At 45.1% G+C, this 12,083-nt stretch carries 7 protein-coding genes and 1 pseudogene; 3 read left to right on the forward strand and 5 right to left on the reverse strand.

The window, feature by feature from the left end; genetic code table 11:
• Positions 1–150: 150 nt before the first annotated feature.
• Positions 151–291 (reverse strand): hypothetical protein, encoded by a 141-nt coding sequence (locus tag PMG71_RS04085; RefSeq protein WP_283752369.1) that lies wholly within the window; start codon positions 289–291, stop codon positions 151–153.
• A 145-nt stretch (positions 292–436) separates the two neighbouring features.
• Here PMG71_RS04085 and PMG71_RS04090 point away from each other — a divergent pair, with 145 nt between their 5' ends.
• Together PMG71_RS04090 and PMG71_RS04095 are read left to right on the forward strand one after the other, a co-directional pair.
• Complete coding sequence (locus tag PMG71_RS04090; protein ID WP_283752370.1) at positions 437–1,396, forward strand: SGNH/GDSL hydrolase family protein; 960 nt, start codon at positions 437–439, stop codon at positions 1,394–1,396.
• Between the two features lie 328 nt (positions 1,397–1,724).
• Positions 1,725–4,673 carry an ATP-binding protein gene (locus PMG71_RS04095; protein WP_283752371.1) on the forward strand — a complete coding sequence of 983 codons (2,949 nt, stop codon included), beginning with the start codon at positions 1,725–1,727 and terminating at the stop codon, positions 4,671–4,673.
• Positions 4,674–4,941: 268 nt separating this feature from the next.
• On the opposite strand, the gene dndD is transcribed toward PMG71_RS04095, so the two are convergent.
• On the reverse strand, positions 4,942–6,963 hold the full coding sequence (dndD, locus tag PMG71_RS04100; protein ID WP_283752372.1) for a DNA sulfur modification protein DndD: 2,022 nt from the start codon (positions 6,961–6,963) through the stop codon (positions 4,942–4,944).
• Positions 6,964–7,076: 113 nt separating this feature from the next.
• The gene (dndC, locus tag PMG71_RS04105; RefSeq protein ID WP_283752373.1) at positions 7,077–8,747 is read right to left on the reverse strand and encodes a DNA phosphorothioation system sulfurtransferase DndC; all 1,671 of its coding nucleotides are present in this window, start codon (positions 8,745–8,747) and stop codon (positions 7,077–7,079) included.
• A 96-nt stretch (positions 8,748–8,843) separates the two neighbouring features.
• Between dndC and PMG71_RS04110 the strand changes: the two genes are divergently transcribed.
• A complete protein-coding gene (locus PMG71_RS04110) occupies positions 8,844–10,037 on the forward strand; it encodes a DNA sulfur modification protein DndB (RefSeq protein ID WP_283752374.1) in 1,194 nt (397 codons plus the stop codon).
• A gap of 60 nt (positions 10,038–10,097) precedes the next feature.
• On the opposite strand, the gene PMG71_RS04115 is transcribed toward PMG71_RS04110, so the two are convergent.
• A complete protein-coding gene (locus tag PMG71_RS04115) occupies positions 10,098–11,114 on the reverse strand; it encodes a DNA sulfur modification protein DndB (RefSeq protein ID WP_283752375.1) in 1,017 nt (338 codons plus the stop codon).
• A 305-nt stretch (positions 11,115–11,419) separates the two neighbouring features.
• Positions 11,420–12,083 (reverse strand): annotated as a pseudogene (locus PMG71_RS04120) (DUF4912 domain-containing protein); the annotation flags it as partial.

A 12,083-nucleotide genomic window follows, 5' to 3' on the forward strand; every position in this document is an offset into this window, starting at 1 on the left:
ATATCAAGTCCGGATAAAGGGTGAAGAAGCGGGCAAGATGCCCGCACTCCTCTAATCCCTTGATATTACTGGAGTGGGAGCGTCTCGCTCCCTAAATTTTTAATCATGGTATTTCCGCTTCGCGGACATGAACAATCGGACTGCATATCATTAGCCCAAGGCGTAGGCGGATTGTAGACCCCACCAAATTAGGACGGCAATACCCCCTAAAACAACGATAGACGAGAGGGCGATCGCCGCCGGGCTATCTGCTCCTTTGAATTTCATGATGCCGCGATTTAAGTCAGACATGGCGATTAGCCTCCATGAGAACAAATACAAAACTTGATAATTGAGACCCGGCCCTAGGGTAACGGTTCCTGGTTTGAGCTTCCATCACCCAATTGGGCGATCGAGTAGGATAGGAAGGGTCAAATCAGGCAGATACTCCGAATTCATGGGCCAGATTAAAATTCTATTACTGATTGGGGCGATCGCCCTAAGTCTTTTTACTTTCTTTGAACTTGCTCTGCGTGGCTTCTTCGGTTTGGGGAAACCCTTAATTTACCAAGCCGATCCAGAGATTGGTTATTTACTCGCTCCCTCCCAAACGACGCGCCGGTTTGGAAATCGGATTACTATTAATCGATATTCGATGCGGAGTGCTGAGATTACCGAAAAACCAGAAGCGGGAACCCAACGAATCTTATTGCTCGGAGACTCCATTGCTAATGGGGGATGGTGGACAGATCAGGAGCAGATTCTCTCAACTGCGATCGGTAATCAACTCCGGGAAGAGGGCGGAAAACCCGTAGAAGTGCTAAATATTTCGGCTAATTCCTGGTGTCCGCGCAATGAAATTGCCTACTTACGCAAATATGGTACATTTGGGGCAGAGCTGATTATTCTGTTGATTAATACGGACGATCTATTTGGCACTGCGCCGACTTCGATTCCTGTAGGGCGCGATCGCTTTTATCCCAGTCAATATCCTCCCCTGGGTCTCGTGGAAGCCTTTACCCGCTTCGTTTTGCCCTATGAGTCTCCCCCAGAAATGGCAGCAGTTCGAGCCGAAAAAGGCGATCGGGTAGGCTTTAATTTACAAGCGATTCAGGATATTCAGAGCTACAGTCAAGACCACCAAGCTCAAGTTCTCTTAGCCATGACTCCCCTAAAGCGCGAAGTCGGAGAACCGGGCCCCAGAGACTATGAACTCAAAGCTAGAGAGCGACTGTTAGCGCTCACCAAAGAGTTTCAAATCCCCTATATTGACTTTTTACCGATTTTTAATGCCCATGAGAACCCAGAGAGTCTTTATCGAGATCATATCCACCTCAGTCCCCTCGGTAACCAACTCGTTAGCAACACCCTCTGCACCCAGAGTGACCTCAAAAAGTCCCTTTTAAGCGGGATTTAAGGGGATCAAAATGTATACTGATGGCCCATAAAGTAGGGGTGAAAAATTCTCCGCCCCTAGGGAAATACTGTGATTAAGAAGATCGTCTAGAGCAACTGAAACCCACTCAAACCGATCAAGAACGGGACGTAGTGCTATAGTAGCGTGAGACACTGCAACTGAAATCCGATTAGATTTAAGATATTTTTCATCATTGAGGCATCTATTCTGATCTAAAACCCTGAGATGAGTGGGTAGAATACTCTATCATCATCGGAAAATTGTACCAAACTATAGCATCGAATAATAAGGGTTACCCTCTAATGTTGGTAATTGAGGCACAAGTTATATGACGCTGTTGATGAAGAATCTAGTGAAAGGCATTGTTAAGGAACGACGAGATTATAATACTTGGGTAGCCAATGAAACCTTAGAAGATTATTCGCTCCGCTATGCTCCCCAATCATTCCGTAAATGGTCGGAATTTTTGGTGGCAAATACAGCTTTGGGGGGGATCTCATTTCTGGCATTGGAGGCGATCGGGGCTTCTTTATTAATCAGTTATGGATTTGCTAATGCGTTTTGGGCCATTTTATTTTCGGGCTTGATTATTTTTCTGGCAGGTGTGCCGATTACCTATTATGCCGCCAAATACAGTATTGATATGGATTTGTTGACCAGGGGCGCAGGGTTTGGCTATATCGGTTCAACGATTACATCTTTGGTTTATGCTTCGTTTACATTTATTTTCTTTGCCTTAGAAGCGGCCATTATGGCCCAGGCCTTGGAGTTATATTTTAATCTGCCTTTAGCTTGGGGTTATTTGGTCTGTTCGGTGGTGATTATTCCCTTGGTTTTTTATGGGGTCACGTTAATTAATCAGTTGCAACTGTGGACGCAGCCGATCTGGTTATTTTTAATGATTTCGCCCTATATTTTTGTGCTGTATAAAGAGCCGCAATCCTTTCAAAATTGGGTGAGTTTTGTCGGTCATTCGGCGAGTGGATCGGGGTTAAATCCCCTGTTGTTTGGATCGGCAGCAACTGTATCTTTTTCTCTGATTGCTCAGTTGGGGGAACAGGTAGATTATTTGCGATTTTTGCCGGAAAAGACCTCGAAAAATGCTTGGAAATGGTGGTTAGCGGTTATCCTTGCTGGCCCCGGTTGGGTGATTTTAGGGATCGCAAAACAGTTAGGGGGGTCTTTTTTAGCATCGTTGGCGATCGCCCATGGATTGGCGGAAAGTGAGGCGAAACAACCGATTCAAATGTATCTGGGTGGGTTTGCGGATATGTTTGAAGATCCGGCGGTGGTGTTAGCGGTAGCTACTCTGTTTGTGATTATTTCTCAGGTAAAAATTAATGTCACCAATGCCTATGGGGGATCGTTGGCTTGGTCTAATTTTTTCTCCCGTCTTACCCATTCCCATCCAGGGCGGGTGGTATGGTTAGTGTTTAATGTGACGATCGCCCTATTGCTCATGGAGTTGGGCGTATTTGAGACTCTGGAGGCGGTTTTGGGGCTATACTCCAATGTGGCGATCGCCTGGATCGGGGCGTTAGTCGCCGATTTAGTCATTAATAAACCCCTCAAACTCAGCCCTTCCTATATCGAATTTAAGCGGGCCTATCTTTACAATGTCAATCCCGTCGGCTTTGGTTCTATGGCGATCGCCTCCCTGATTGCCATTATCGCCTTTCTCGGACTCTTGGGCCCCTATCTGCAAGCCTATTCCTCCTTTTTAGCCTTGGGGATTGCTCTGGTTTTATCGCCCCTTTTGGCTTGGATAACCCAGGGAAAATATTATATCGCCCGTAAAAATGAACTGCGGGATCTCGTCAACCTCAGCCCCTCCCTCATTCAATGCTCTATTTGCGAACAACACTATGAACCGGCTGATAGTGCCTATTGTCCTGTTTATCAGGGTCATATTTGTTCCCTCTGTTGTACCCTAGAAGCCCATTGTCATGATTCCTGTAAGCAGACTCCAGAGAATCCATTATCCTTACCTTCCCCAGGCTGGTTATTCACCCTTCAAGAACACTTTTCTCCCCAATTTCTCACACGGGCGATCCGATTTTTAGGAGGCTTTTTCCTCTTAGCCGGAACCAGTGGAAGCGTTTTGGGCTTAGTCTTCTTTTTTGGAGTCTGGAAATCTGCCCAGTTTCTCCTAGAAGATATCCAGTTAATTAGAACTCTGTTTTTAGAGATCTATTCCTTACTATTAGTTTTATGTGCAATGGGGGCTTGGTGGTTTGTCCTCACTGAAGAAAGCCAAGAATTAGCGGAAGATGAATTAGACAAGCAAAATTTACAGCTACAATTGGAAATTAAAGAACGGGAACGCACCCAATCCGCTCTACAAGAGTTAACTCATCAGCTAGAGCAACGAGTAGCGGAAAGAACGGCAGAATTATCCACCACTTTACAGCAGCTCAAACGCACCCAAACCCAATTGGTACAAACGGAAAAAATGTCTAGTTTGGGTCAATTGGTGGCTGGAATTGCCCATGAGATTAATAATCCCGTGAATTTTATCCATGGCAATCTTACCCATGCCATGAATTATGTAGAGGACGTATTAAAAATACTTAATGCTTACCAACAAGAATACCAACAATCGAGCCAGAAGATCGCCGAATTAGAGGATGAATTAGAGTTTTGGTTTATTCAAGATGATTTGCCCAAGCTCTTAAATTCGATGCAGGTAGGAACCAATCGAATCCGGCAAATTGTACTATCTTTACGCATGTTTTCCCGTTTAGATGAATCGGATTTTAAGGTTGTCGATATCCATGATGGTCTGGAAAGTACCTTGATGATTTTGGGGAATCGACTGAATCAAACTCCTAATAATCCGGGAATTGAAGTGATTCGTAACTATGGACAATTACCCCTGATTGAATGTTATCCAGGACAGCTTAATCAGGTATTCATGAATCTTTTGGTGAATGCGATTGATATTTTTGAGGAACAGAATAAAAAGCGCACTTGGGAGGAGATTATCCAATGTCCTAGCCAGATTACGATTACTACTGAGATTAAACAACCCCATTGGGTTTCTATTGCTATTCGTGATAATGGGCCGGGAATTCCGGAAGCGATTCAGTCTAAGATTTTTGATGCCTTCTTTACGACTAAAGCGGTGGGTAGCGGCACGGGTTTAGGGTTGTCTATTAGTTATGGGATTATTGTCGAAAAACATCGCGGGCAGTTGCGCTGTGAGTCTAGGGTGGGTGAGGGAACGACGTTTATAATTCAGATTCCCGTGAGGCAGATGAGTTTACCCTCTGACTAAATCTTTACAGCAGTTTCCTCTGCTATGAGGTGCATTAATGATGGTTTTTAACGATATCTAGAACAGCTCAGAGCTTCTACCAAGTCTATTGTTTGCTCCCCCCATTCCCCCATTCCCCCACTACAGCGCAAAGCGCTGTATGTAACGATTGCCCCTCATCCCCCTACCCCCTTCTCCCACAGGAGAAGGGGGAAAGTCAAGAATCCCGTGGGAGAGGGATATAGGGAGAGGGCATTTCCCATTGCACAATTCATTTAGACTAGCTGTATTACCAAAAATAGCCTTCTTGGATTTTGGTTTGGCCGGTGGTGGGGTCGTATTTGAGCAGATATTCGCGGGTAATGGCTTCTTGCTCTCGTAAGTTTTTAAGTTCAGTTTGGGCGATTTCCGTATCCGTAGAGAGGAGCATGACTTGGTGGGAGGCGCTGGGGAAGTAGCGCTCGATTAGGTTTTGCCGGTGGGAGGAGTCGAGGCGACCGAGGGGGGTATCAATAGCGACAGGGAGTTGGCGGCCGGAGACTCTGGCTAAACCCCAGAGAAAGGCGATCGCCAAAAGTTGTTTTTCTCCGGCAGATAGGCGGTGTTTGGGCAGGGGTTGACCTTCGCAATTATACAGAGCCAAACTGTAATCTTCGGTACTGATAACGACGCGGTGAACGAGGTCGGATTTGTGCAGCAGGTAGCGGAAGCATTCGGTGACGTGGTTTTCGAGCTTGTTGAGTTTCTTGAGGGTGAGTTTTTCTCGGTATTGGGCGAGTATTGTTTTAACTCTGGCGATGGAATTGACCATATGAGTCTCACTTTCCCTAGCCAGAAATTTCTCGCTGTAGTCTTTGAGTTCTTTTTTCGCGTCGTCGATGCTGCGCTCAATGTCTCGCAGTTGCCGATGTTTGTATTCTAAATCGATTTCGAGTTTGGTCTTTTTGTCGTTGGCTTGTTCTTTGGCTTCCATTAATTTTTGATAGATTTCAGGAGAAGCAGCGACGGTGAGTTTGCGCTCGATATCCATCAGTTGCTGCTCTAATTTTTCCAGGGCTTCGGATTCAGCTTGGGCTTTTTGTCGTTGGGTGGGAACGTCGTAGGCGATCAGTTTTTCTAGGGTTTCTAGTTCTTCTGGGGTGGCTTGCAGCCAGGTTTTTTCTGGGGGTAAGATTTCCTGGTCTAAATGGTGGTAGTCTTGCTGTAAAAAGGCTTGAATTTCGGTGGTTTGGGAGTCGGAAAGATTGAGGGTTTCCAGATGGTTAAGTAAACGGCGATCGCGCTCCTGAATGCGATCGCGGGAAATTTGCGCTTTCAGGGACTCCTGTTCCGCTTTCCCTTGGGCGATCGCCGGGTTGATCAGATCTTCAATTAGGCTCAGGGGGAGGGAGGTGGCGGCTAAATTCACCAGTGCGTCGCGAGTCTGTTTAATTTTCGCCTCTTGGTTCTTTTTCTCCAAGTCAAGCTGATGGCGTTCGGCGGCGATTTTTCCCCCCTCGGAAACAAACTCATTTTCGGCCTGTTTAGCGGCTTTTTGGGCCCGTTTCAAGTGACCTTCTGTATTCCCGATCTCCTGGGTAATGCGCTCCTTCTCCCGGTCATACCCCTTGAGTTTGTGGTCAATGTCCTCTAAATTGCCCAATTCCTGCTTATCGGCGATCTTCTTTTGCTGACGACGGGAGAGGATGTCTAGGTCGGTGTCCAGGCGATCGGCTAATTCTAAGCCTAATAAGGATTGAATCGCTTGCACGACTAAGGGAGGAGGAGCATCGAGATCGGCCAATTCTTTCACCTGTTCCCCATCGAATAAAAACAGGTTAGAAATGCCCAAAGGTAACAGGTTTTCAATATAATCATCCCAAGTATCTCTGAGGGCATTTTCGGGAAATTCACCGTTAAGAATGCCTAGGGTATCTTTGCTGTCTGCTGTTGTCCAAGAGCGGATAATTCGCAGTTGAGTATGGAATTGGGATTCTGGATCTTCGGGTTTTAGGGTGTCGGTTCTGGCGATTTTTCTGCTATCCCCAGAGATGATATCAACTAACAGTTCTAACCGGGTTTTTTCTCCGTTGGGGGTATGGCGGTTAACGCATTGTTTCAGGAAGTTGGCATAACTGAGATTTCCCCGCGTGGAACATTCGGCGCGATGGCCATAAAGGACTAAGCGAATGGCATCCATGAGGGTGGTTTTTCCTCCCCCATTCATTCCCCCTAAGAGGAGGATGGGTTTACCATCATTGGGGCAGAGGTTGAGGACTTGTCTACCTTTGTAGGGGCCGAAGTTTTCTAATACGAGTTCGAGGAAGATCATTCAATTAACAATGAACAATTAACAATTAACAATTAACAATGGCCCGGTTAGAAACCCGGTTTCTTCAAGAAACCGGGTTTCTGTTTCCCAGTTTCGGGTTCCTGAATGTTGAATTATTGGGGTTCAGCAGACGAGCCAAATTTGATGTCTCCCCAACCTAAACTGAGTTGTTCGGTTGGCGGTGGGGGTTCGGGTTTGGGTTGGTTGTCGGGATGGTTGGGGTCGGCTTTTTCGGGGTGTTTGATGAAGTCTTCCACTTTTTCCGCGTTTCCTTCCAAAGTGGCGGTTTTTATGGCTCGTTGAAAATGAGCATCTGTAATGGCTTTGTCTTGTTCGCGGGAACTGATATCAAAGCATTTGCTCAGAGCGTCATAAATGCCGTGACGACTGCCTTTGTTTTGATATTGGCGTTCGGTGTTGAGGAGTCTGGCGAGTAGCTCGAATTCCATGGAGTCTTTATCGGTGACTTCTTCGAGAACGCTCCACTCGTCTAAACCGAGGAGGGTGCGATCGCCTTCTGGACGGCGATCGATAAATGCTTCTCCGGTGACTTCTTGATAAATTCGCGGTAAGCTATCCTCGAATTCATGTTTTTCTTCTAGCCAAATGCGGCGAATTTCGCTCAGTTCTTCGGGGGTTATCAAGGTTATTTCTCCCATTTCTGGCGGTGCAGTTTGCCGAACTTGTACCTGTGCTTCGAGCAGTCGTCTGAGCAGATATTCCCGCCATTCTTTTTTATAAGGGCCGGGAATAGGTTGAAGCGTTGTGGGCGGATCTTTTTCATGAGCGGGTTGTTTCTCATCGGTTTCAACTTTGCGCTCAAAAAGTTCTACTTTTCCATAGATGCGCCGAAAATCTCGCTTATCGCGATCGCTTTTTGGATCGAGTGCATTGCGAAGATCTAAAAGGGGTTGTAACCATTCTTTTTCTTCGTCATTTTGGATCATGGCTTCCATGGATTTATCCTTATTTACCATGGTACAAACCCAGCACCCAAAGCGAGAGCTTCCACAACTGGGGGTTGAGGTATCGACGACTAGGGGACATTCGTTATCAGCAGTTGCTCCCCGATACATGGAAAAGAGATCTTTGTTGTTGTTTCCCCAAGGATTTTCCCATTGCATGAGGTACATCCAAACTTCATCCGTTCGCCAATCTTCAATGGGACTATATACAAGAGAATTGGGTAAGCAAGGATTAGGGCTTAACCGATCTCGCAGTCTTTTAGCTTCGTACTTTTCTATCCGTGCTGCACGTACAAAACTTTCGGCTTTACGAACTCCTAAAACAATAATTGTTTCACCATACGTTCTAATTACATCTCGGATAAATGAGTTAACGGGCTGAATTTTCATCCTCTCTGTACACCATCGAAAGCCATTCCGAGGTGCAGGATATCCTTTGCCCAGCAAACAAACCCAAAAACTATCTTTGAAATTTGGATAAAGTAAGTGAGGCTCAATTGGCATTTGTTGCTCTTTTGCAGACTTTCTGATATTTTTTATCGATTCTTTTACCCAAGCAGCAACAATCGGATTTTCAACTAGGGTATCTGTGGTAATCACATGAACCGTTTTCGTTCTGCGCTCTATCGGTAGTCTGGATAAGGCATTCCAGATAAGCTGTACAATTACGGTTGAATCCTTACCACCACTGTATCCTATCACCCAAGGGATTTCATCGAGACAGTAAAGATCCTGAATTTCTTCGATGAGTTTCTCAATGGTAATGATAAACTCATCGACGGTACGCTGTGGCAAGATTAAGGGATTGATTGCTGTCATGATGGAATATTCGTAGTTCTAGGGTTGTTTATATTACTTTTTATTGTTAGTATATTAAAATATGACTTAATACAATCGTTCATTATACCCTTAACCATGTCTACAGATAGCGATCATCCCACTGAAGAGCTTTTAAATCTCGATCAAGTTCTCGGCCCCTACTTTGCTGAACACCATGAACACAGATGTTATCCTGCCTTGGTCTTGCATCAAGGTAATAGGGAAATGTTGCAGATTAATGTTCCTGCCGATCATTTGACGACACTATTACAAGCAAAACCTTCTACCAAAAATGATCCAGATTCTGGTAAAAACAGGCCAGAAATTCAAGGGCATGTCAAAGAAATAAAAGAATATATTCAAGACAGAGTGAAAAACAATAAGCCTTGGATTTTAGGTACAATAACAGCTAATGTTGATCCTTCGCAAATTCAAATTATTAAGTTAGGGCGAGGAGTGGGAATCGCAGTTATACCTAAAAGTGTCAAGTTGGATATTACTGATGGACAACATAGGATTCGTGCAATTCATGAGTTGTATTTTAGTTCAGACTACGAATTAGTTTGTAATGATTACTTTCCCATTACTTTAGTTCTAGAAGGTGATTTGAAACAGTGTCAAATAGATTTTCGTGATATGGCAAAAACCAGGCAACTAGACAAAGCTTTGCTGTTATCATTTGGTGAATATGAAGGTGTAATTGGAATCACTAAAAACTTGATTGAGTCAGTTCCAATGTTTAAAGATAAAACAGAAAAAATCAAAAAAACACCAGCCACAAAACAAAAACTGATTTACACAACCAACTATATTGCTAAATTTGTTAGTTGTGCTTTTGCAGATGATGCAAGTAAAGAATTAAAGGACTATAATGTTGAGTCTTCATGCGATACTTTAATCAAGTGCTGCAATGAATTTTTCTCAAACTGTAGCAATACACAGTATATTTTTAATATGAACATCAGAGATCTAACTATCGAAGATGTTCAAAAGTTTCAGGAATACTGTATTTTAAGTAAAAGTGCTGGACTAGAAGTCCTAGGACGCTTACTGTATCATACCTATGATACAAATACAAACATTTTTGATTCTCAAAGAGTTGGGCAACTTGCTCAATTAGATTGGTCAATCAGTAGTAACTTGTGGCAGGATAATCTTGTTAGATTACAGCAAAACCCTAAAAACCCAAGTCAACCTTATAGAATTTTACCTGGAAGAAATGGTGTAAAACTAGCTGTTGATCATGTACGACAACAACTAGGGTGGCTTGATCATACTCCACTGTTCTAAACTGCTCTAAATTTTCATTCTGATTCCATGTCATGAGTTAGGTTAACCTCCTAACCTGACTCATGTTTCCAAAAACCCCATCAAATACTCCTGCATCCAAACCCTAGTCGCAGCAGAAACGGGAAAGCGTCCCTTAATCATAATCGAATCTTGCCAAACTGGGTTAGCCACTGACCAATCCACCCGTGCTAAACCCTGTAAGCAATTCTCCCAAGACTCCGGATACAGAGATAACACCGCAACCCCCACGTCAGCCAACCCCCAAAAGGCGATCGCCTGACAACAGACATATCTCTCCCTAGCGTCCCACGCCATCAACTCCCCCGTCAATACCGATCGCCAAACCCCCATTACTTCCCACACCCCCCGCCAAAATAATACCGCCTCTGCTACCGTCACCCCCTGCTCCAACATCTGGGCGATCGCCGGATACACCCCAGACAACGTAAACAACTTACCCGACTTCGCCCCTAAACGGCTGCGCTCCATCTCCGTTAATTTCCGTAAGCCCTCAACCTCCTTAATCACATGAAACACCCAACCCTCGCCCCGCTCTCGATGGTTATACAACCACCCCAAACCCGGATCGACGCGCATCCCATAGCGATTGAGATCGTAAAACATCTGCTGCGATCGCTCCAATCCCATCGCCAAAAAGAAACACACCGCGATCGTCTCATATCCCAGCTCTGGACGCTCCTGTAGTGCCCATTCCAGCGCCATTCTACGATGCCACCCATCATTAATCGTAAACGTGGCATCCATGGGCACATACAAGCGCCCCATCTTCCAATCTTCCCCCTCCTCACTCACCGGTTCAAACCGCGTATCCCCATCAATAGCCACCATCAGCCCCGGTAAAACATAACTCTGGGGATGGTCTAAAATATAACGAGACAAAGCCTTGATTCGCGATCGAGACGGCGATCGGCCAACCCTCAACACCGGGTCACTCTTCCCCATCCCCACCGGAAACAACTTCGGTAAAAACCGCAAAGGACACATCGACGTATAATACTCACACCCTGCTTGAATCCCCCGCACCACCGGTAACACATACTCAAACGCCGTCAACATCACCCTTTCCCTCCCCGCGACCCCTCCAGTATGACACACTTTTTAAAAAGTAAAAACAGTTTTAGAAAAGTTTGTTGACCCTTGCCCTCTCCCTAAATCCCTTACACCAGGGAGAGGGGGGAGGTAGGATTGAGTTTTTGATACATATTTTGGATCGGAGGGAAGAATAGACCCCATTGTATAGCACTGCTCCCATAGATTTAAGACTTTGCACATAAGAAACATCAAAAAAACCCGGTTTAAAACCTAAACCGGGTATTACCAAAATCGGAGCTTCATTTCTTAACTCAAGAGAGCAAGATTTTTTAGGATTCAACCCATTCTAAAACCGCCTCTTCTTTCGTATTCGTATCGCGAGAAGGGGTTTGGCGAGTAAACTGCATATGTACCGAACGGGTTTGTACTCCATCAGCCGCAACCGCCATAATCGGATAATCAATTAAACCATCTTGGAAAGACATCTGGAAACGGAATGTTCCATCTGGATTCAGTTTAATCGGTTTACCCCCAATCGTGACCGTAGCATCCGGTTCAGTTGCACCATACACAATCAATTCCGCATCAGCAACTAACCAGAACTTGCGCGGTTGAATAGGAGGTGCAGAGAACCCTACCCCAGACATATGTACGCCAGACATTGTAGGCATTTCCATACCAACACCCGACATGGTTTGTCCTACACCCGACATGGTTTGACCTACACCGGACATAGTTAAGCCAGCACCCGACATGGTTTGACCTACACCCGACATAGTTAAACCAGCACCCGACATGGTTTGACCTACACCGGACATAGTTAAGCCTACTCCTGATGTAGTTAAACCCACTCCCGATGTAGTTAAACCAGCACCCGACATGGTTTGACCTACACCGGACATAGTTAAGCCTACTCCTGATGTAGTTAAACCCACTCCCGATGTAGTTAAACCAGCACCCGACATGGTTTGACCTACACCCGACATAGTTAAG

The organism is Roseofilum acuticapitatum BLCC-M154 (assembly GCF_030068475.1).
Taxonomy (GTDB): domain Bacteria; phylum Cyanobacteriota; class Cyanobacteriia; order Cyanobacteriales; family Desertifilaceae; genus Roseofilum; species Roseofilum acuticapitatum.

What these genes read in the sequence shown, in the direction of transcription:
- PMG71_RS04090 (WP_283752370.1), top strand. Translation starts at nt 437, where the DNA reads ATGGGCCAGATTAAAATTCTATTACTGATTGGGGCGATCGCCCTAAGT.
- dndD (WP_283752372.1), bottom strand. Translation starts at nt 6,963, where the DNA reads ATGATCTTCCTCGAACTCGTATTAGAAAACTTCGGCCCCTACAAAGGT.
- PMG71_RS04110 (WP_283752374.1), top strand. Translation starts at nt 8,844, where the DNA reads ATGTCTACAGATAGCGATCATCCCACTGAAGAGCTTTTAAATCTCGAT.
- dndC (WP_283752373.1), bottom strand. Translation starts at nt 8,747, where the DNA reads ATGACAGCAATCAATCCCTTAATCTTGCCACAGCGTACCGTCGATGAG.
- PMG71_RS04085 (WP_283752369.1), bottom strand. Translation starts at nt 291, where the DNA reads ATGTCTGACTTAAATCGCGGCATCATGAAATTCAAAGGAGCAGATAGC.
- PMG71_RS04115 (WP_283752375.1), bottom strand. Translation starts at nt 11,114, where the DNA reads ATGTTGACGGCGTTTGAGTATGTGTTACCGGTGGTGCGGGGGATTCAA.
- PMG71_RS04095 (WP_283752371.1), top strand. Translation starts at nt 1,725, where the DNA reads ATGACGCTGTTGATGAAGAATCTAGTGAAAGGCATTGTTAAGGAACGA.